Genomic DNA, 23107 nt, shown 5'->3' on the forward strand with positions numbered 1-23107 from the left:
CATACCGATCTTTCGTTTTCATATATAGTTTGTATTCAAGCCTTTTTGTATTGAGAAAGTATGTTTTAACTTAATAAAGCGTTTACACTAAATCTTACATTTGTTACGATTTAATCACCCCCAGCTCCCTTGTATAGACTTCGTGATGTCTGATCATTTTATCTAGACGTTTCATACGTCTAGATTCATTTTGATTTATTGGCGTATGCCTTTAAATATATTTTTTATTTTGAAAGGAGAAATGGCTATGAGGTCTCAAAAATTCACACTGCTATTACTATCTCTACTACTTTTCTTACCTCTTTTTCTCACAAATTTTATTACTCCAAATCTCGCATTAGCAGATTCACCAAAGCAAAGTCAAAAAATTGTTGGGTACTTTCCTTCGTGGGGCGTTTACGGACGTAATTATCAAGTTGCTGACATTGATGCATCAAAACTTACTCACCTTAACTATGCTTTCGCGGATATTTGTTGGAATGGAAAACATGGAAACCCTTCTACTCATCCTGATAATCCAAATAAACAAACGTGGAACTGTAAAGAATCTGGTGTACCATTGCAAAATAAAGAGGTTCCTAATGGTACTCTCGTACTCGGTGAACCATGGGCTGATGTTACCAAATCGTATCCTGGTTCAGGGACAACTTGGGAAGATTGCGATAAATATGCCCGTTGCGGAAATTTCGGAGAACTAAAACGATTAAAAGCTAAATATCCTCACTTAAAAACAATTATTTCCGTTGGTGGCTGGACTTGGTCTAACCGCTTTTCTGATATGGCCGCTGATGAAAAAACAAGAAAAGTATTTGCTGAATCTACAGTATCTTTTCTTCGTGCATATGGGTTTGATGGCGTGGATTTAGACTGGGAATATCCGGGCGTTGAAACGATTCCTGGTGGTAGTTATCGTCCTGAAGATAAACAAAATTTCACTCTCCTTCTTCAAGACGTCCGAAATGCTTTGAATAAAGCAGGTGCTGAAGATGGCAAACAATATTTACTAACAATCGCTTCAGGCGCAAGCCAACGCTACGCTGATCATACAGAGCTAAAGAAAATTTCTCAAATACTCGATTGGATTAATATTATGACATATGATTTCCACGGCGGATGGGAAGCTACTTCTAATCATAATGCAGCTCTATATAAGGATCCAAATGACCCAGCAGCAAATACGAATTTTTACGTAGATGGTGCTATAGATGTTTATACAAATGAAGGTGTTCCAGTGGATAAACTAGTATTAGGCGTACCTTTTTACGGACGTGGCTGGAAAAGTTGTGGTAAAGAAAATAACGGACAATATCAACCTTGCAAACCAGGTAGTGATGGGAAACTTGCTTCTAAAGGTACTTGGGATGATTATTCTACCGGTGACACAGGTGTATATGATTACGGTGATTTAGCAGCCAATTACGTTAATAAAAATGGTTTTGTACGCTACTGGAATGACACAGCTAAAGTACCTTATTTATATAATGCAACTACAGGCACATTTATTAGCTACGATGACAATGAATCTATGAAATATAAAACAGACTATATAAAGACGAAAGGTTTAAGTGGAGCAATGTTTTGGGAACTAAGCGGGGATTGCCGTACAAGTCCAAAATATAGTTGTAGTGGTCCAAAATTACTTGATACGCTAGTAAAAGAATTACTTGGTGGACCTATTAGTCAAAAAGATACTGAGCCACCAACAAATGTTAAAAATATTGTAGTTACGAATAAAAATTCAAGCTCAGTTCAATTAAGTTGGACTGCATCCACTGATAACGTAGGCGTTACTGAATACGAAATTACTGCCGGAGAAGAAAAATGGAGTTCAACAACAAATAGCATTACAATTAAAAACTTAAAACCTAATACGGAATACACATTTTCAGTAATTGCCAAAGATGCTTCTGGAAATAAATCACAACCTACCGCTCTTACTGTCAAAACAGATGAAGCTAATACGACACCTCCTGATGGAAATGGCACTGCTACATTTTCAGTCACTTCGAATTGGGGCAGCGGTTATAACTTCTCGATTATAATCAAAAATAATGGAACGACCCCTATTAAAAATTGGAAATTAGAATTTGATTATAGCGGCAATTTAACACAAGTTTGGGATTCTAAAATTAATAGTAAAACAAATAATCATTATGTAATTACGAACGCAGGATGGAATGGCGAAATTCCTCCTGGCGGATCTATTACAATTGGTGGTGCAGGAACAGGTAATCCTGCCGAACTTTTAAATGCCGTCATTAGCGAAAACTAGACGTAATATCCATTAATTATTTCACTAAAGTTTGAATTTAGGTTCGAGCAATACCTCCTAAATTCAAACTTTTAATTTTACGAAAAATCAAAAACATTACAATAACTTATTATAATTATATTTAGTTTCTAATATGAAGTTTATATGAAGTTCATTTGAATTTTACATGAATTTCCTTTAATTTCTATTGTCTTCCTATAATATCCACATTATCCTTTACATATAGGAATTATTTTCATTCCATTTTGAACTATCTATATATATAAAGAAAGATAGTCACCTGTTAGGGAAAGGCTTTCGTATTATTATAAATATAACAAAAGAAAAAGCACGCTTATAAGCGCACCATAAGAGTGCTTCTTCATACAATTCTCATGTAAGAGTTCTCGAAAATCATGTTAATCACAAAGAAAAGACATTAGCTCATAAAAGCTAATGTCTTTTCTTTATTCATATTGTTCAGCATTCCACTCTTCTATATTCCATACTTTTGTTATCCACGATTCATAGAAAGAAGGTTCATGTGAGACAATTAAAACCGTTCCTTTATATTGTTATAACGCTTCTTTTAAAGCCATCTTAGTTTCTACATCCAAATGATTAGTCGGTTCGTCTAAAATTAAAACATCAGCTTTTTCTATTTTTTCATATAAGGAGCTAACACACTTAAAATCTCTTCTTTATCCTTTTTTAATTCGAGTGATGTTAACATATCCATCGTTCTCAGTCTAGGTAATTTCACTTGTACCTCGCCAACTATTGACGCTGGTCTTTGAGATAAAATAAATACGCGATCTGAAAGCAAGATTGCCTCATCTAAGTCATGTGTAACCATAACGATTGTTTGCTTCTCTTGATGCCAAGAGTTTAAAAGCCAGCTATGTACTTCCATTTTTGTAAATGCATCTAACTTTCCAAAAGGCTCATCAAGCAGCATAATTGGCTTTTCACACAAATATGTGCGCAGAAAACTAATTCTTTGACGCATACCACCAGACAATTCATCTGGATAATGGTCTGCATATTCATCTAGTTCGAACTGCTTTAATGCTTCCATTCCTTCTGTCAGCCTTTGTTTTTTCGGCTTTCCTTCAATTTCTAACGGAAGAACGATATTTTGCAAAGCTGATCGCCACGGTAGTAATAAATCTTGTTGTGGCATATAACTAACAACATCTTGCTCTTGTACTTGCTTATCTTTATACGTTACGTTCCCGCTTGTTGGTTTTTCAACATTTGCAATCATGTTTAATAATGTGCTTTTCCCGCAACCACTCGGTCCTACAAAGGAAACAAACTCTCCCTCTTGTATAGAGGCACTAATATTCTCTAATACATTCTTTCCGTCGAAAGATTTCACTATATTTTTTATTTGTAATCCGCTCATTTTTCACTTGGAAGGAATTCATTTGTAAAAGCATCTTTTACATCGATTTTCTTTTTAATAACTTTGTTGTCATATAAGAAATTCATGTAATTCGTCCAAATTTCTTCCTTCTGTACTCCCCATGCTTTCGCATCATCTTGATACTTCGTACTTAACCATTTCTGGCTTTCTTGAACTAAATCTTTATTTACATCTGGAACAGCTTTAATTAGAATATCAGCAGCTTCTTTCGGTTCCTTAATTGCAAAATTATAACCTTCTGTTGTTGCACTCATAAACTTTTTCACAAAGTCTTTATCTTGCTTCGTATGTTTTTCACTCGTAATAATAACAGGACTATAGAAATCAAGCGCTGGGTCTAAGTCTTTCACCATAATCGTATTTAACTCTTTTCCTTGGCGCTTCGCTTCAATTCCATCCCATCCGTAATAAATCCATTCAAAGTCTGCATCACGGCCGATTGATTTAAAGAAATCGGTTTGTCCTAAGATGATTTTTTCAACTTTATTAAAATCAGCTTGATGCTTATCCATAATCGTCTTTAATGTCGCTTCTTCTGCTGGTCCTCCCCAGCCGCCGTAACGTTTACCTTCAAAATCTTTCGGTGACGTCATATTATCTTTCTTAAGTGATGCAAATGCTGAAGTGTTATGCTGAATAATCGCTCCGACAGATACAACAGGAATCCCTTCCACACGAGCCAACGTTACATTTTCTTGTGCGCTTATTGCGAAGTCAGCTTTTCCTGATGCTATCATTTGCTCTGCTGTTACATTGTCACCCGGTTGAATAATTTCTACATCTAATCCTTGCTTTTTGTAATAATCTTTCGTTTGTGCTACATATAAGCCAGTATGATTCGTATTTGGAAACCAATCTAATACTACTTTTACTTTTTGATCTTTACTTTTACTTTCTTCTTTCTTCGCCGGATTACATCCAGCCACACCTACCGCTAATAAGGCAGCTAACATAACTTTCAAACCTTTTTTCATTTTCTGCCGTCCTTTCTATATATCCATGGTGCTGTTATTCTTGCCATAAACTCTACGATAAAATACAGGCACAATGTCACCATAACGATGATTGCTGCAACACCAAATACTCGAGCAGTCAAAAATGATTTTGTAGCCCTCGTAAGCATAACGCCTAATCCTTCACTTGCACCGAGCCATTCTCCGATAATTGCCCCCATTACGCTATATGTAACTGCAATTTTTAAGCCTGAGAAAAAGTATGGAAGCACTGCTGGAAATTTTACTTTCTGGTAAACTTGCCATTTCGTCGCCTTCATTGTTTGTAACAGCTTCAACATGTTTTTATCTACTGTTTGAAAACCTTCTAAAATACTAAGCGCAATTGGGAAGAAACAAACGAGTATTACGACCATTACTTTCGGCAACATCCCATATCCAAACCAAATAATAAATAGTGGTGCAAGTACAACAATTGGAATTGTTTGCGAAATAACGAGCAATGGATTTATTAAAATACGAAATAACGGTATAACGTCCATAATAATTGCGATGCTCGTCCCCAATAAAATTGCAAAGAATAGTCCAATTATAACTTCCTGCAGTGTTTGCATCGTATTTGGTAATAGTAAATCTTTCATCCTAATTAATTCTTGAACAATGGCAGAAGGCTTTGGTAAAATCCACGGTTCGATTTTAAATAATGAAACAGATCCTTCCCATATCGCAATGAGAAGGATAAGCCAAATAGTTGTAATAAGTTTAGATTGCTTCTGGTTTTGCATATTCATCACGGTACTTCCAAACCTTTTCATCTATCGTTACACCAGTGCTTGGACGATAATGGATTTTAATAGAAGTAATCACTTCTTCTGCTCCAGCATCGACGCAAGCTTGTTGTGCACGTTTAACGACATCAAGAAGTACATCTAATTCTCCTTCCAAAGTTGTTTCCATTGCCCCTACTTCATAACGAACTCCCGATTGTTGCACAACTTCAATTGCTTTATCGACAACAGAATATACATCTTTCGTTTTCGCTTGTGGTACTACTGAAAATGACATTGTAACTTGTTGTGACATAATAAAATCCCCCTTATAAAATTAAATTTCAAAAATAAGAAAAGGCTTTCCTACTGCGTAGGAAAGCCTTGTATGCAAGTTATTATAGAATAACATATGCTACATCACTTTAAGTAACTCCCTACGCTGGCATTATCCAGATCAGGTTGAGGGTCGATGTTTACTTACATCCTCTCAGCCAATTGGCTCCCCGGTCCTTAATTCGTTTTCATTGTAGCATGATTTATTTTATTGAACAAACAAAAGCATGCATAATCATTTCATTATTTTTGGAAAATAACCAACTTTTTCACCATGAGCTAATAACTGCTGTATAAATTCTTTATTAATTGCTGGTACTTTCAATTCTTTTTTCTTAATCCATTCATTCGTTCTACGCGTACCCATTACAATTTCAGATTGCTGCGCTCCATCTCCTGCAACTTGAGAAGCAATTAACTCTGCTATTACTTCATTTCCCTTTGCTAATTCAAGTCCGGCATTTTCATATTCTGAAAGTGTAACCAGTTCAAGATTGTATCCACACTCTCCAATTAGCTGTATAAATTGTTCAAACTCAATTTGATGTGGATGACAAATATGTAACGTCTCTCCTACAATTTGCGAATCTTTTAAATACGTTACAATTGATTTACTAGCAAAATCAATTGGTGTGAAATCAACTTTCCACTTCACATTTGGTGCTTTCCCAATTAATAGCATTGTTTTAATAAGACGATAAAATGCGTTTCCTTCAATATTTTGTTGGAACGAACCTGTTTCTGAATGACATGCTAAATTACCTGCACGATAAATATTTCCGCGCAAACCATTTTTCATTGCTTCACGAACAATGTTTTCCGCTTGTAGTTTACTATTTGAATATACATTCTCTAAGTCTACACTGTAATTAAAATCACCAGTTTTCATGTATGTATCCCATTGATCTACCGCTAATTCTAACGGGATACCAATCGTAGAAATAAAATGGAATGTAGCATCTTTTTCCACTAATGCTAGCATACGGCTAGTTCCTTGGACATTTATATTTTCAAATTGTTTTACATCTCCAAAATGTCTTACATCTGCACCGCAATGAATTATCGTATCCATCTTAGAACTGATGAACATAAATTCTTCTTCGCTCATCCCAAGATACTCTTCTCCCAGATCACCAGCTACGGCCTGTATACGCTGTAACCATTCTTCACATATATCATTAAAGTAACCTGTTAATGTATCTATAATTCTTTGCTGCACATCTTTGGTTGGTCTTACTAAACAATAAATAGTAGCAGATGTATCTCTCAGCAATTCATATAATATGTGTGATCCTAAATAACCAGTAGCTCCTGTTAAAAAGACATTTGAAATCTGGGTTTCTTCCAAAACGTTTGCATACTTAATAGTATCCGGTTCGTGAATCACTTTATATTCACGAAATACTTCTTCTTTCTCTACTTTTACTTCTCGCTCAATTCGAGCTAATCCATATATCGTTCTTTCTTTAAAGAAATCTTGAATTGTTAAATGTGAGAAATCTTCTTTTAACAATGTTAAGACTCGTAATACTTTCAATGAATGTCCACCAATTGTAAAGAAATCATCATGCACTCCAACTTTTGAAATTCCTAATACTTCCGCCCAAGCGTTCGCTATTTGTTTTTCTGCTTTATTAGAAGGTGCAACATATTCTTGTAGACGAACCGGTTCATACTTTTCTTCTAACTGAGCTAACTTCTTAACATCAATCTTTTTATTAGGTGTAAGTGGTAATTCATTAATATAAATTAGTTTAGATGGCACCATATAATCTGGTAATTGCTCTTGTAACTGATAAACTAATTCTGGTATTTCTTTTTTATTTAAAGTTGTATAGAACGCGATTAAATATTGGCTACCTTCCTTACTCTTCTTAGCAAAAACAGCATTTTCTTTTATATTATGATTTTGAGAAATTTCACTTTGGATTTCTCCTAGTTCAATACGATGTCCTCTAATTTTTACTTGATCATCTTTCCGATGTAAAAACTCTATATTTCCATCCTCTAGCAACTTAACGATATCACCTGTTTTATATATATTAACTATAGGATTAAAAGGGTTCGGAATAAAAGCTTCAATTGTTTTATTAGGTTTATTAAAATACCCTTTTGCTAATCCTACTGAATCTATATATAATTCACCAGGTACACCAATTGGACAAAGATTCATATTCTCATCCAAAATCATAACTTGATAATTAGAACATGGTTTACCAATGGGAATACTCGCAACATCCTCATTTAACTGACTAGGTATTTTATAAGTTGTCGTCACTACTGTACATTCTGTCGGTCCGTATACATTATGAATTTCAACATTTGTACCTATTCTTTCTCTCCACAATTTAATAACTTCTACAGGCAACATTTCACCGCCAATCGCAATTCTTTTTAGGGAAGCTAGCTTATATATATCTTCTTCTGCTAAATAAGTTGCTACTTGTCGAACAAAAATTGTTGCTAATGCCAAGATCGAAGTTGCTTTCACTTTATAGATTGCATGTGCAAATGCTTCTACAGACAATCGCTCTTCCTCTAATAATACATACAAGTTTCCTCCGCAGAATAAAGAAGCAAATGACTCCCATACAGAAGCATCGAAACTAAAGGAAGGAAATTGGGCAAATACATCCTCTTCTGTCAATTCATATTGCTTTTGCATCCAAGTGTACAGATTAACAACGCCTCTATGTGCTAACATCGTTCCCTTTGGATTCCCTGTTGAACCAGATGTATAAATCATATAAGCTACATCATCACAATGAATAGACAACTTTACATCTATATCTTCACAAGTTTCACTATCATACATTGAAACTGTTTGAGCCCCATCACATGTTATAGGCGTCTCTTTCATCAATATAACTTTCGCTTGGCTATCTTGAATAATGTACTGTATTCTACTTTCCGGATAATCTGGATCAATCGGAACATACGCTGCACCAGCTTTTAATATAGCTACCATACTTACTACTGTGTCTATGCTACGTTTCATAAATATTCCAACATAGTCTCCTAATTGGACGCCGTTTTTAATTAACATATGAGCTATCTGATTACTTTTTTTATTTAGCTCCTCATAAGTTAAAGTACCTTCCCTTGAAGATAAAGCTATACGATTTGGAAATTGAGTAACAGTATTATAGAACATATCGACGATGCTTTTCTCAGGATATACCGCTGTCGTATCATTCACTTGACTATAAAGTGCCATCTCGGCCTCTGTAATAACATTAAAATCATTTATATAATTATTCGTATTTTGTGATGCATTGATTAAAACACCTTGTATTTGTTGTGCATAACGAGTAATCGTTGTCTCTTTCCAATTAACACTATTAAATATTATTTCTACGCTTTGCATATTTTTACTAAATACAAATTGTAATGTATTCGTGTCTTGTAGCTCATAATATGTTTCACCAATAATAATAGGTGACATTTCATATAATGTATTACCGTTTTGAAACTCTTCTATTTCTTCCTCATTCATTTCTTTAATTTGTTCCAGTTGCTCTTCAATCTGTAAATTCAAACTTTCATAGGAGAGAAAATTAGAAATTTCAATAGTAATCGGAAATAAACTTCCTCTTACATGATAAAGCACAACAATATGTTTTTCTTTAGAAATATGATATAACCACGTTGCAGTCGCTCCTATTAAATCTACAATGTGAGTCAAATTTGGAAATAGTTCAGTTTTTCTTTTTACCCCAAATTCTGTTCCTTGAACATCTTTAGGTATTTTAATACTTCCTTCTACTTTTCCTAAAAATTCTTTTACCATCTCATTATAAGAAATTGCTAATTTCATATTTATGTAAATTCCTCTCTCAAATATAATAAAGGTGTGAAAATTCACACCTTTTTCATCCCTTATTAACGGGCAAATTAGTTCAATTCATAATCAAAGGGGGGATCCCCCTTCGATTAGAATTGATCTTTCTTCTTATTCACTTTTAAACTCACCAATTAGCTCTTGTAATTCCTGAGAAAGCCAACTTAAAGAAGTCGCTAATTCTGCAATATCTTGTACTGATATTTCTTGCTCTTTCATGCTTTCTTCAACATTACTACTGCTGTTGGCATAAGTATTTGCAATATGTGATAATTCATTTACGACTTGAACAATATTCTGGCTATTTTGTAAAATGTCACTCGAATTACCAGAGACAGCTTTTACTTGATCTGTAACAGATTGCGCTGATTTTGAAATTTTTTCAAAGAAATCTCCACTACTTTGAACAAGTGAAATTCCAGTTTCTACTTCTTTTGAACCTTTTTGCATTGAAACTACAGCATCTTCTGTCTCAGCTTGTGTTTCACCAATTAATTTCGCTATATCTTTTGCAGACGCTTCAGTTTGTTCTGCTAATTTTCGTACTTCATCAGCAACAACTGCAAACCCTCTTCCAGCTGCTCCAGCACGTGAAGCCTCAATAGAAGCATTTAAAGCTAATAAATTTGTTTGATTTGAAATACCTGTAATTACAGTTACGATATCACTAATTTCTTTTGACCTTGTTTCTAACGAATAAATGATGGAAGATAAATCCTGTACTGCATTTTGGATTAAACTCATTTGATTAATAATTTGTCCAATCACTTCATTACCTTCAATTGAATGTTGCTCCATACCTTCAGAAGCAACCGCAACTTGTTTTGCAGCCCCAGTTATCTCTTCTACCTTATCTTCCATTCCATGTACAATTCCTAAACATTGTTGTACTGAAGTTTTTTGAGACTGTGCCCCTACTCTTAAACCTTCAATAGAACTTGCAATCTCTTGAACTGCCATACTGTTTTCCTCTGTACTCGCCGACAATTCTTGTGAAGAAGAAGAAACTTGCTCAGCAGTTTGCCTTACTTTATCTATAATCCCTTTAAATTTTTCAATCGTGTTATTGAAATAAACATTAATAATTCCAATATCATCTGGTCTTTCTTTTAATTTAATACTTAAATCACCTTCACCAATTTTACGTAATCCTTCTCGTAAATCTTTTAATGGAGCTAGCGAGTGACGCACGATAAAGAATTGAGTAATAGTCGCAATTGCTAATGAAATAATGATAAAGAGTAAGCCCTGTATCATAAACTTCTCTTTTGTAATAGGAACAATGGAAGCATCTAAGTCAGCCGCAATAATTGCAACAATATTGTTTTCTCCATCTGTAATTGGTTCTAATATTGTCACCCACGAACCTATTTCATCTTCATATACTTCTGTCATTTGGGCCTTTTTCGTATCAATGACCTTATCGTATGCCTTCATCCAATGAGCGGGTTGTTCATAATAATCTCCCGGCTTTATAGGGAATGCATTTGTTAACTCTGTAGTCAAACCAACGAGTTGTAATTCTCGCTTTTCATTCGGCTTTGCTCCTGTAACATACGTTTGTCCAACACTTTTCAATTCTTTTGACACTTCATCTAATTTCTCTGTTAACTTTTCTTTTTTCACTTTTTCGGCTGTAGGATCTTTCGCCATGTCTCTAACTAATTCTACATCCAATTTTTTCAATACTATTTCTCCTGTTTCAATAGACTGCCTTTCAAATAAAGACATCATACTATTTTGAAACATGTTGAAACTTAACGCACCCATACTTCCAACAAGTGTCAAAATAACTAATACAGTTAATAAGACGTTCTTTTGAAGGAACGATAACTTATGCCAATATTTTTTCATTAATATCCACCTTCCTTAATTAACATAACAAAAAAACAAAATATACGAATATTTTGTTTGAAAATGATTCTCAATATATTCGAGAATAAAAAAAAGCCAATGTAAAAGCATTGGCCAAGACCAACCCTATCCGTCCGGTAACTGGCTAGCATAGCCTTTCGACCTTAGCTCCTGTAGTTTTGCGTCCTCATGTTTCCATCAGTTTGCCTTTCTCGCTGAACGAGTTGAACGATATGGGAGTTCTATGAGAATTAATTTATTCTCTTTCAAAGATTACAACATATAAATCAAAATGTCTACTTATTTAGAGATATAAATACAAATTTTTAACGCATTGCTTTTTCGAAATAATTTCAAAAAGTACGTGAATGTTACTTTTTTTGTGTTATATAATAAAAAATGTATAAATAACAAGGATTTCTTCGGGTATTTATTTAATTTTCATTCAAATTAAACTATTCGAATATATCTTAACTAATGAATTTCGGAGGTAGTTTATCATGTTTTGGCTACAATTTCTTACCTTGTTACTCTGTATTTTTATTGGTGCACGCCTAGGCGGAGTTGGTTTAGGAGTAATGGGTGGAGTTGGTATGGCAATACTCGTTTTTGTCTTCCACTTACAACCGACCGCGCCTCCTATCGATGTAATGCTTATGATTTTGGCAGTAATTACTGCTGCTGGTGCTTTGCAAGCTGCTGGAGGAATGGACTATCTTGTTCATCTAGCTGAAAAGGCATTACGAAAAAATCCAAAGCGTATTACTTTTTTTGCTCCAATTGTTACTTATTTATTCACACTATGTGCAGGTACTGGTCACGTTGCCTATTCTGTACTTCCTGTTATTGCAGAAGTCTCTCGTGAATCAGGGATTAGACCGGAACGCCCAATGTCGATTGCCGTAATCGCTTCTCAACAAGCAATTACAGCTAGCCCAATTTCAGCTGCCACAGTTGCTCTTTTAGCAATGTTAGCTGACTATAAAATCACTTTATTAGATATTTTAAAAGTGAGTATTCCTTCTACTTTCATTGCTTGTATGTTAGCAGCATTCGTTGCTAGTAAGATGGGAAAAGAATTAAATGAAGACCCTGAATACTTAAAACGATTAAAAGAAGGAATGATTCCTAAGCTTGAAGAGAAAAAAGAATTTGTAGGTGTAAAGGGCGCCAAATTATCAGTTATCCTTTTCCTTGTAGGAACCTTCCTTGTTGTACTTCTTGGTTCATTTGAAGCACTTCGTCCAGGATGGATAGTTGATGGGAAGTTAGCCCGTCTTTCCATGCCGAACACAATTGAGATGGTTATGTTAACTATCGCGGCTCTTATTATTATTTTCTGTAAACCAAATGTAGAAAGCATTGTGTCTGGTAACGTCTTTAAAGCAGGAGCAACAGCAGTTGTTGCTATTTTCGGTATCGCTTGGATGGGAGATACTTTCTTTAATGGAAACTTAAATATGATTCAAGGATCTATTCAGCATTTAGTAACAAGTGCACCTTGGCTATTTGCCATCGCACTATTCATTCTATCTATTTTACTGTACAGCCAAGCAGCAACAGTACGTGCCTTAATGCCACTTGGACTATCCCTTGGTATTCCACCAGCACTACTGATTGCGATGTTCCCTGCAGTAAACGGATATTTCTTCATTCCAAACTACGGGACAATCGTTGCTGCCATTAACTTTGACCGTACTGGTACAACAGGTATCGGTAAATACGTATTAAATCATAGCTTTATGATTCCAGGCTTAATTGCAACATTTACTTCTATCGGAATTGGAATGCTTTTAATTTCTATTATGTTTTAAAGAAAAAGCACAAACCCTTATTTAAAAAGGTTTGTGCTTTTTTAATCAAATGTTTGTTTAAATTTTTTGGGCAGTCTACTTCTCGATGTAGCACTTAAAATACTACATGTCCTTTTCTACAAACTTCTCTTTACTTCTTCAGCTAATTTTCTCGTACTTTCATACGCAGATTCAGCTAAACTAATTGCTGAAATAACTGAAACACCGTCCGCACCCGCTTCTATAACTGCCGCTGTATTTTCAATTGTAATCCCACCAATACCAACGATTGGCACTGTAATTCCTTGTTCTCTAAAATAAGCTAATCCTTTCGTTCCTTGAACCGCTTTCGTATCTTTTTTCGTACTCGTTGGAAAAATAGGTCCAACGCCTAAATAATCTGCTCCATTTTCGATTGCAAAGCGTGCTTCTTCAATTGTATGAGCAGATACGCCGATAATTTTATCTCCCATTTTTTCACGAACAGATGTAATCCCTTCATCATCTTGTCCTACATGAACACCATCTGCATCTAATTCAATGGCTAATTCTACATCATCATTTACAATGAAAGGAACACTATATTCCTTACAAAGCGTCTGCAATTCTTTTGCAAAGCGCACTCTATCTCCTCCGATTAAAGAACCTTCCCCCTTCTCGCGAAACTGAAAAAGTGTCACTCCACCATCTAACGCTTCTTTCAATACAGCTAAAGGATCCCTCGTGCAGTTATTACTTCCCATAATAAAATACACTTGCAATAGGTTAGACATTTTCTTTGTTTCAATGCGCATCATGTGTTTCATCCCCCTTACTCTAACTCCTCAATCTTCCCATATTTCTCTATATCAGCTGAAGTTGTATTCGCTAATTGATTTAAAAATTCAATTTGGAAACTACCTGGCCCTTTTTCTACTGTTTTAGCAGCTGCCAGTTCCGAAGCTACACCATAAAACGTTAATGCTGCTACAGTTGCCTTTACATAATCTTTTTCAACTGCTACAAATGCTCCTATTACTGAAGTTAGTAAACACCCTGTTCCCGTAACTTTCGTTAAAATAGGGTGACCGTTTCGAATAAGAACAGTTCGCTCTCCATCTGTAACAACATCTTCTTTTCCAGTAATGACCGCAACTGTATTCAATTCGTCTGCTGCCTGCCTTGCAATGCTTACAACATTGCCCTTTCCAGTACCAGCGTCTACCCCTTTAATTTCCCATTTTTCATTAATAACATTTGCTATTTCAGCTGCATTTCCGCGGATAATCGCTAAATCGATTTCAGCCGGAATATGTCTCGCAACTTCTGTTCGATACGAAGTTGCTCCTGCACCAACTGGATCAAATAGTACTGGCACATTGTTCACATTTGCTGATTTACCAGCAAGTAACATCGCTTCTACTTCCTCAGGACGAAGTGTTCCCATATTTAATACTAACGCTCCAGCAATGCTAGCCATTTCTGCTACTTCTTCTTTTGCATACGCCATTACAGGCGATGCCCCAAGTGCCAACAAACCGTTAGCAGTAAAATTTGTTACAACAACATTTGTAATATTATGAACGAGCGGATTAGATTCTCTCACCAAATCCACTACTTTACTAATTTCTTTCATATTCATCCTTTTCATCTCCTAACTATAATGATGGGAGATACACAAAAAGGCACTTCGCGCGTACGCAAAGTGCCTGAACATGTGCTTTTACACTCTCCCTACGCTGGCATTATCCAACAGGTTCAAATGGTCAATGACGGACTAGTAGCCATACTCTCAGTTTGTATCCACAAACTCCCATGTGTTTCTTATTCATCTACTTCAAAGTCTACTCTTATTCTAGTAAAATAACAAGTTCTTTACTTTTCTATATAAAGTGAAACTTTAATCAGTCAGGATTTTGTTCATTCCACTAAAAACAGCTCAAATATGAAGCGAAACTGAATCTCAAGAAGATGTATGCTATATTTAACTTATGGAAATTTGAAAGGATGTTTTTAATATGTCAAAAAGCGTTGTAATCGCTGAAAAGCCTTCCGTTGCACGAGATATTGCTCGTGTACTGAAGTGTGATAAAAAAGGAAACGGCTATCTTGAGGGTAGTAAATATATTGTAACTTGGGCTTTAGGTCATCTCGTTACATTAGCAGATCCAGAAAGCTATGATGTGAAATATAAACAGTGGAATTTAGAAGATTTACCGATGCTACCAGAGCGTTTGAAATTAACGGTTATTAAACAAACTGGTAAACAGTTTAATGCTGTAAAGAGTCAGCTACTTAGAAAAGATGTAAATGAAATTATTGTAGCAACAGACGCTGGACGTGAAGGGGAATTAGTCGCACGCTGGATCATCGATAAAGTTAAGCTAAACAAACCAATCAAACGTTTATGGATTTCTTCTGTAACCGATAAAGCAATTAAAGATGGTTTTGCAAATTTAAAACCAGGTAAAGCCTATGACAATTTATACGCTTCAGCAGTTGCACGTTCAGAAGCTGACTGGTATATCGGTCTTAATGCAACTCGCGCTTTAACGACTCGCTTTAATGCTCAGTTAAATTGCGGTCGTGTACAAACGCCTACTGTCGCTATGATTGCTAGTCGTGAAGATGAAATCAAGAACTTCAAAGCACAAACTTACTACGGCATCGAAGCTCAAACGATGGAGAAACTCAAACTTACTTGGCAAGATGCAAATGGCAATAGCCGTAGTTTTAATAAAGAAAAAATTGATGGTATTGTAAAAGGTTTAGATAAACAACATGCTACTGTTGTGGAAATTGATAAAAAACAGAAGAAGTCATTCTCTCCTGGTCTTTACGATTTAACTGAATTACAACGTGATGCAAATAAAAAGTTCGGTTACTCTGCGAAAGAAACATTAAACATTATGCAGAAGTTATATGAACAACATAAAGTGCTAACGTACCCTCGTACAGATTCACGCTACATTTCATCTGATATCGTTGAAACACTTCCAGAACGTTTAAAAGCATGTGGCGTTGGAGAGTACCGTCCTTTAGCACATAAAGTATTACAAAAGCCTATCAAGGCTAATAAATCATTTGTTGATGATAGTAAAGTAAGCGATCATCATGCGATTATTCCAACAGAAGGATACGTTAACTTCTCAGCATTCACAGATAAAGAACGTAAAATTTATGATTTAGTTGTAAAACGTTTCTTAGCTGTTTTATTCCCAGCATTCGAATACGAGCAACTAACATTACGTACCAAAGTTGGTAGTGAAACGTTCATTGCACGCGGAAAAACAATTTTACATGCTGGTTGGAAGGAAGTATACGAAAATCGATTTGAAGACGATGATGTAACTGATGACGTAAAAGAGCAGCTTCTACCCCACATCGAAAAGGGCGATACATTAACTGTAAAGTTAATTATGCAAACATCAGGTCAAACGAAAGCACCTGCACGCTTTAATGAAGCAACTTTACTTTCAGCAATGGAGAATCCTACAAAATATATGGATACGCAAAATAAACAACTTGCTGATACGTTAAAATCGACTGGTGGATTAGGTACTGTAGCGACACGTGCAGATATTATCGACAAACTTTTCAACTCTTTCTTAATTGAAAAACGTGGTAAAGATATTCACATTACATCAAAAGGTCGTCAATTACTTGATTTAGTACCAGAAGAGTTAAAATCCCCTACACTAACTGGTGAATGGGAACAAAAACTTGAGGCTATCGCAAAAGGTAAGCTGAAAAAAGAAGTATTCATTTCTGAAATGAAGAACTATACGAAAGAAATTGTTTCTGAAATTAAATCGAGTGATAAAAAATATAAACATGACAACATTTCAACGAAGTCTTGTCCAGACTGCGGTAAACCAATGCTAGAAGTAAACGGCAAAAAGGGAAAAATGCTCGTATGCCAAGATCGTGAATGTGGTCATCGTAAAAATGTATCTCGTACAACAAACGCTCGCTGTCCGCAATGTAAGAAGAAACTAGAATTACGTGGTGAAGGTGCAGGTCAAATCTTTGCATGTAAATGTGGCTATCGCGAGAAATTATCAACATTCCAAGAGCGACGTAAAAAAGAATCTGGAAACAAAGCTGATAAACGTGACGTTCAAAAATATATGAAACAACAGAAAAAAGAAGAAGAACCATTAAACAACCCGTTCGCAGACGCATTAAAAAAACTAAAGTTCGATTAAACAAAAAGGTTCCTACCGCTCTCGGTAGGAACCTTTTCTTAATGAATGATTTTACTTCCTTTTGCATTCTCAACAAATTTTTCACTTGATTTGTTAATTGGTGTTTTCAGTAATAACGCAGCAACAATCATAACTACTACGAAAACACTTAACACAAGTAAATCTCGTGTTACGATATCCCAAAGCATTCCGCCAACTGTTTCACGAATTGCACTAATTGCATACGTGAACGGTAAGAACGGATAAATTGCTTGGAAGAACGCTGGTGTCATTTGAATTGGGAATGTTCCGCCCGATCCTGCTACTTGCAGTACAAGTAAAATGATCGCCATCGATTTCCCAACGTTTCCGAAAATAGAAACGAGTGAGTATACGATACAAACGAAGACTCCACCAATAAATAAACTAAATAACACAAACCAGAACTTATCGACTACGTACGTACCGAGTAAGAATATATCTCCCATCGATACGATAAACGCTTGTGAAAGACCTATCGTTAAGAATGTTAATAAACGTCCGAAGTAAATTTCATGGCTCTTATAATTCGCGCCCTCTTCGTGTACTTCTACCGTTAATAATGAAACCATTAATAATGCGCCTACCCATAATGCAAGCACTGTATAGAATGGTGACATCGCTGAACCGTAGTTCGGCATCGCAAATAATTTATTTTCTTTTAAATTTACTGGATTCGCAAAGTAATCACTTTGCTTCTCAACATCGTTTTTCAATAAGCGTATGATGTCTTTTAAATCCTCTTCAGATTCAAAATCACGAATTTTATTTGCTAAATCTTTAATCTTTTTCTCAGTCTCCGGCATTTCAGCTTTAATGTCTACTAATTTCTTTCTACCGTCTACCAAGCCTTTTGATGAATCTTCTAGTAACTTTTTAACATCTGGAAGCTTTTTGTCTGCATCGTTTAAAATTTGAGTTGTATTTTTCGACATCTCTTTTGTACGAGCAATTGCTGTATTGAAGTTAGGTACAATCTCTGAATCATACGTCGATAATACATCTGTTAATTGAGCTGATCCGCCCTTCGCAGCATTGTTAATACTTTCAATTACATCTTTTGTAGGTTTCTGTCCATTGTTAAGAAGTGTAATCCCCTTATTCGTTGCATCTACACCTTTTTGCAGACTACTTTTCGCTTTATTTAATTTTGCGATTCCATTATTAAGGTTTTTATCACTATTTACATCCGCTAAAACCTTATTTGTACTTTCTAGAACTGGAATCATATCATCAATTAAACCGATTCCAGATTGGAATTGACCATTTAAGCTTTTCAAGGCTTCCTTCGAACCTTCTAAACCATTAATACCTTTGTTTTGTACATCCTCTAGTGCTTTTTGGACACTAGATTTAGTACTTTCTAGACCATTTTTCGCTTTATCATAATCAGCTTTTGCATTATCGTATATTTCATTCGCATTAGCTTTAGCTTGATCTACTGTGCTAACTGCTTTTTTATAATCTGCTACAAACGTTTCATTATAATCTTTTTCAGCTTGATCAATTAATGCATTTGCTGCATCTAATTTTTGATTTGCTACATCTGTTACATCTTTCTTTACTTCTTGTCCTGTACCGATAACATTTACAATATCTTTAATACCGTTGTTTGCATTTTCCATACCACTTTTCAGCTTAGTTAGGCGATCCACTCGCCCTTGGAAAAAGCTTTTTCCAAAATCAGTCGTCGCTGAGTTTTGAAGTTCAGTAAATACATTAATAAGATACGAAATACCTTCTGTACGAGCTTGCAATTGATTTGATACTGCATTTAAATCTTTCTTTGCTTGTTCTGGATCAAACTGACCATTTTGCAATCCATTTAAAACACTTTTCCCATAAGCTGTTCCTGCACGTGATGAGCTTAAAACATTATTTACTGTTTGATTAATATTTTGCGCTATACTTTTATATCCGTCATTATTCAACTTAGAAAGGTCCGGTCTTGCAGGGAATTCAGGTAATCCATTCATTCCAGAGAAATCAGGAATATTTAAATCCACACCTGGATTCATTAAAAAGTTAGTAAATACAGCTGCACTATCCATAACGCCTTTTGCTACTACTAAATCATTTCTTATCGTTCCTGGAGCGTTTTTTAATGTTTGATCTTGTCTTGCAAAGAACTTATCTAAATTCGCCAATGCTTCCTGCCCATCATTTATTACACTCTCTACAACAGGTAAATCTTTTTGCGCCACTTTCACAATATCTTCTGCTCGAGTCGCATCATCTAACGCCTTATCCATGAGTGTATTCATTTCTGGGAACTGCGCTTCTAACTTAAATACAAGATCTTTTACTTTTTCGATACTTGGTAAGTTTGTTTCTAAATCGATTCCAAGGTCATTGAAAATTTTAAAAATCTCACCGTTTGCTGTTTTAACAAAGTTTTTACTAATTTCTTCTGTAATACCTGATGCACCTTTTGCTGTAATCTTCGGTGCGATCGCGTTTACTTTTTCATTCACATAGTAATCCAGTTCTGGTTTTTTCGGATTTTCATCCAGAACAGTTGCGATTTTTTCAGAGAAGTCTTTTGGAATCGTAATACTTGCATAATAATCCCCACGCTCAACTCCGTAAATTGCTTGTTTTTCATCTACAAATTTCCAGCCAAGATTTTTGTTTTTCTTAAGGGAGTCTACAATCTCTTTCCCGATATTAATATCTTTCCCTCTTAAATTAGAACCTGCATCTTGGTTAGAAACTGCAATGGGAACCTCTTTTGTATTTCCATACGGATCCCAAGAAGCTTTAATGTTAAACCATGCATATAACGATGGTAAAATCATTAATCCTAAAACAATAACAATTGCAGCCCAATGTTTGGCTACATTCCGTAAATCTGTCTTATAAATACGCCAAATCTGTTTCATAGAAGTTATCACCTAATTATATATTTTTCCTTCTTTAGAAAATGATACATGCATTTTGCAATTATATCACTTTCTACATCGTGTATTAACCAAAAACGTACTATTTTTTCCCATTAACTTTCACTTACTTCATTATATAACGAAGTGAGTCAAAGTATGAATACAAAATGACCAAATCGGTTTTACATTCAATAATAACAAATATATATGAAATGTCATAAAAAATACAAGTATTTTCTCTTGGAAATACTTGTATTCCTAAAAAAAATCCTCACAGCTTTTATTCTCTGTGAGGATTTCTTCTATTATATATCCAATTGAACCTCTACACCGAAATGATCTGAAATTACATTTCTGTTTGTACCATTAAAAATAACTTTTGAAGAATGAACCTTTTTACTTTGGTTACACAATATTAGATCGATTCGCAAACTATGTTTATTTTCATCCCAACCAGCAATCTCGCCTTGGACAGTCGTTCCTTCATCCTTCTCTATTGCTAATTCATATGTGTCATACAACCCTTTTTGCATCATATACTCATAACCTTCGCCTTCCAAGCGAGCATTGTTATTAAAATCTCCCATTAAGAAGGCGAGCTTATTGCTATCTACACGCTCCATCAAACGATCGAATTGACCTTTGAATGACTCTTCTTCATCATTCCACCAACCGAGATGGCAAGAGTAAAACGTTATATCCTTACCATTATAAGCAAGTGTTGTACTTACAATTTTACGCGTTTTCCAATACGTTGTATCCTCGTTTTCTGAAATAAAGAACGTATCTTCTTTTATAATATTATGCTTCGTTATAATCGCTAATCCTTCTTCGTACACGTCATAACCAATATGAGAGAAATCCCAAGTAATATTGTAATCTTTTACATGTAGCGCTTTTAACTCTTCTAATAGTAAAAGTCCAAAATTATCTTTTTTCTTGTTACCGCATACATTTTCAGCTTGTATGGACTGACTTACTTCTTGTAATGCGATGACATCGTACTCTTCTTCTTGAATTACTTTAGCAAGGTATTGTATCTTTTCTATTTGATTCTCTTCTTGCCAAGAATGACAGTTTAAAGTTAGCAATTTCATATTATTACGCACCTAACATATCTTGAATGTCTGACTTTAATACGTCAGCTTTCGGACCATATACCGCTTGTACACCTTTATCTTTTACAATAAGCCCTAAAGCACCATTTTGTTTCCACTGTGCTTCTGGTGCAACAACATCTAAGTCTTTTACTGTTACACGTAAGCGTGTCATACAAGCATCTACGTCAGCAATATTTTCTTTTCCACCTAATAAATCGATAACTTTTGTTGCTAATGAACCATCTTGTACATTTCCTGTTCCTTCTGATGCCTCATCTTCATTATCAATATAGTTACCTGCACGCCCTGGTGTTGGTAAGTTGAATTTTTTAATTAAGAAATTAAATAGTGTAAAGTTAAGACCGAAGAACACTAATGAAACAATAACAAAGTTGATTAGGTCTCTTGTTAAACCTGCGTTAACCATCATTGGTGTACGAGTAATTAACTCAATAAATCCAAATGCATGAACACGTAAGTTAATTAAATCAGCTAGTGCGAATGCAAGTCCTGTTGTAATAGCATATACAACATATAATACTGGAGCAATAAACATGAACATGAATTCAATTGGTTCTGTTACACCTGTTAAGAATACTGCTAATGCTGCTGATAAAAACATTGGTTTATATTTTGCACGCTTTTCTTTATCAACGTTACGGAACATCGCAAATGCAATCCCCATTAACGCTGCTGTTGAGCCGATAACTTGTCCAGCTTTGAAACGAGCTGGTACAACGTTATTTAATAAATCGTTATATGCCTTCGTATCTCCATTTGCTAATAAATTATTTAAATCTGTAATCCATGCAAGCCATAATGGATCTTGTCCTGCTACAACTTGTCCAACTTTTGAACCAGTTAGCATCGTATATGTTCCGCCTAGCTCTGTATAGTTCATCGGAATCGTTAACATATGGTGTAAACCAAATGGTAATAATAAACGCTCTAACGTTCCATATACAAACGGTGCAACAACTGGTGCGCTATCTTTTGAAGCTGCAATCCAGCGACCAAATTCATTTAACCCACTTTGGATGAATGGCCATAGAAGTGATAATACAATCGCAGTAACTGTAGACCAAAGAATTACAACGAATGGTACAAATCGTTTTCCATTAAAGAATGCTAATGCCTGTGGCAGTTTATTATAGTTATAATATTTGTTATATAAAGTAGCTCCTAAGAAACCTGTGATGATCCCTACGAACACTCCCATGTTTAATGCAGGTGCACCAAGTACAGAAGTAAAGTAATCTTTTACAATTAAATCTCCCGCTATTACTGAAGAAACTTTCGCTTTTGAATCCGCTAACATTTCAGCGTTTACGCCAAATATAGCTCCTGTAATTCGGTTTGTTAAGACGAATGCTAATAGCGCTGCAAATGCACCACCCGCGCGATCTTTCGCCCAAGATCCCCCAATTGCTACTGCGAATAAGATGTGTAGATTTGTAATGATTGCCCAACCGATGTCTTCCATTACGCGAGCGATTGTATGAACTGCGTTAACATCCCCAGCAGACATACCAATTAACTTACCGATGGAAATCATTAAACCAGCTGCTGGCATTACGGCTACAACAACTAATAAAGCTTTCCCGAACTTTTGCCAAAAATCAAAAGACGTAATTTTCATCTGTTCTTCCTCCCCTTTATTTATAACAACATAATGATTTAAATTATAATTTCTGTT

The 23107-nt window shown here is 35.2% G+C and carries 14 protein-coding genes, 1 pseudogene and 3 riboswitches; of the genes and pseudogenes, 3 read left to right on the forward strand and 12 right to left on the reverse strand.

The features are described from left to right. Window positions 1-247: 247 nt before the first annotated feature. The gene (locus N2V92_RS05335; RefSeq protein ID WP_016078588.1) at window positions 248-2272 is read left to right on the forward strand and encodes a glycosyl hydrolase family 18 protein; all 2025 of its coding nucleotides are present in this window, start codon (window positions 248-250) and stop codon (window positions 2270-2272) included. Window positions 2273-2718: 446 nt separating this feature from the next. Here the strand turns inward: N2V92_RS05335 and N2V92_RS05340 are convergent. The 7 genes and pseudogenes from N2V92_RS05340 to N2V92_RS05370 all read right to left on the reverse strand — a co-directional run. After that, window positions 2719-2913, reverse strand: a pseudogene (locus N2V92_RS05340) (ABC transporter ATP-binding protein); the annotation flags it as partial. Then, the gene (locus tag N2V92_RS05345; protein WP_000016082.1) at window positions 2910-3659 is read right to left on the reverse strand and encodes an ABC transporter ATP-binding protein; all 750 of its coding nucleotides are present in this window, start codon (window positions 3657-3659) and stop codon (window positions 2910-2912) included. The pseudogene N2V92_RS05340 and the gene N2V92_RS05345, both read right to left, overlap by 4 nt. Beyond that, entirely contained in the window at window positions 3656-4654 is a 999-nt protein-coding gene (locus N2V92_RS05350; protein WP_000715561.1) for an ABC transporter substrate-binding protein, read from the reverse strand. Before N2V92_RS05350 ends, N2V92_RS05345 begins: the two co-directional genes overlap by 4 nt. Further along, a complete protein-coding gene (locus N2V92_RS05355) occupies window positions 4651-5424 on the reverse strand; it encodes an ABC transporter permease (RefSeq protein WP_001057168.1) in 774 nt (257 codons plus the stop codon). The genes N2V92_RS05350 and N2V92_RS05355 overlap by 4 nt, the downstream gene beginning before the upstream one ends. After that, complete coding sequence (locus N2V92_RS05360) at window positions 5396-5716, reverse strand: MTH1187 family thiamine-binding protein (RefSeq protein ID WP_000082906.1); 321 nt, start codon at window positions 5714-5716, stop codon at window positions 5396-5398. Before N2V92_RS05360 ends, N2V92_RS05355 begins: the two co-directional genes overlap by 29 nt. Window positions 5717-5817: 101 nt before the next feature. Further along, window positions 5818-5919, reverse strand: a riboswitch (TPP riboswitch). 52 nt (window positions 5920-5971) lie between these two features. After that, window positions 5972-9553, reverse strand: coding sequence for a non-ribosomal peptide synthetase family protein (locus N2V92_RS05365; protein WP_016078587.1), 3582 nt, complete (start codon window positions 9551-9553; stop codon window positions 5972-5974). 135 nt (window positions 9554-9688) lie between these two features. Next, a complete protein-coding gene (locus N2V92_RS05370) occupies window positions 9689-11431 on the reverse strand; it encodes a methyl-accepting chemotaxis protein (protein ID WP_000761081.1) in 1743 nt (580 codons plus the stop codon). Between the two features lie 133 nt (window positions 11432-11564). After that, window positions 11565-11649: riboswitch (cyclic di-GMP riboswitch) on the reverse strand. Between the two features lie 282 nt (window positions 11650-11931). Here N2V92_RS05370 and N2V92_RS05375 point away from each other — a divergent pair. After that, window positions 11932-13245, forward strand: coding sequence for an anaerobic C4-dicarboxylate transporter family protein (locus N2V92_RS05375; protein WP_000498704.1), 1314 nt, complete (start codon window positions 11932-11934; stop codon window positions 13243-13245). A gap of 116 nt (window positions 13246-13361) precedes the next feature. On the opposite strand, the gene thiE is transcribed toward N2V92_RS05375, so the two are convergent. After that, window positions 13362-14021 (reverse strand): thiamine phosphate synthase, encoded by a 660-nt coding sequence (gene thiE, locus N2V92_RS05380; protein WP_000984531.1) that lies wholly within the window; start codon window positions 14019-14021, stop codon window positions 13362-13364. 14 nt (window positions 14022-14035) lie between these two features. Continuing rightward, the gene (gene thiM / locus N2V92_RS05385; RefSeq protein WP_016078586.1) at window positions 14036-14845 is read right to left on the reverse strand and encodes a hydroxyethylthiazole kinase; all 810 of its coding nucleotides are present in this window, start codon (window positions 14843-14845) and stop codon (window positions 14036-14038) included. Window positions 14846-14917: 72 nt separating this feature from the next. Further along, window positions 14918-15030, reverse strand: a riboswitch (TPP riboswitch). Between the two features lie 191 nt (window positions 15031-15221). Between thiM and topB the strand changes: the two genes are divergently transcribed. Next, entirely contained in the window at window positions 15222-17411 is a 2190-nt protein-coding gene (topB, locus tag N2V92_RS05390; RefSeq protein WP_000047320.1) for a DNA topoisomerase III, read from the forward strand. A 38-nt stretch (window positions 17412-17449) separates the two neighbouring features. On the opposite strand, the gene N2V92_RS05395 is transcribed toward topB, so the two are convergent. The 3 genes from N2V92_RS05395 to N2V92_RS05405 all read right to left on the reverse strand — a co-directional run bounded on the left by N2V92_RS05395 (window position 17450) and on the right by N2V92_RS05405 (window position 23050). Beyond that, window positions 17450-20311, reverse strand: coding sequence for a YhgE/Pip domain-containing protein (locus N2V92_RS05395; protein ID WP_000810075.1), 2862 nt, complete (start codon window positions 20309-20311; stop codon window positions 17450-17452). Window positions 20312-20616: 305 nt separating this feature from the next. Continuing rightward, the gene (locus N2V92_RS05400; RefSeq protein WP_016078585.1) at window positions 20617-21408 is read right to left on the reverse strand and encodes an endonuclease/exonuclease/phosphatase family protein; all 792 of its coding nucleotides are present in this window, start codon (window positions 21406-21408) and stop codon (window positions 20617-20619) included. Window positions 21409-21412: 4 nt separating this feature from the next. Then, complete coding sequence (locus N2V92_RS05405; protein ID WP_000705560.1) at window positions 21413-23050, reverse strand: PTS transporter subunit IIBC; 1638 nt, start codon at window positions 23048-23050, stop codon at window positions 21413-21415. Window positions 23051-23107 lie beyond the last annotated feature (57 nt).

The organism is Bacillus sp. CH_48 (genome assembly GCF_038008465.1).
Classification (GTDB): domain Bacteria; phylum Bacillota; class Bacilli; order Bacillales; family Bacillaceae_G; genus Bacillus_A; species Bacillus_A thuringiensis_S.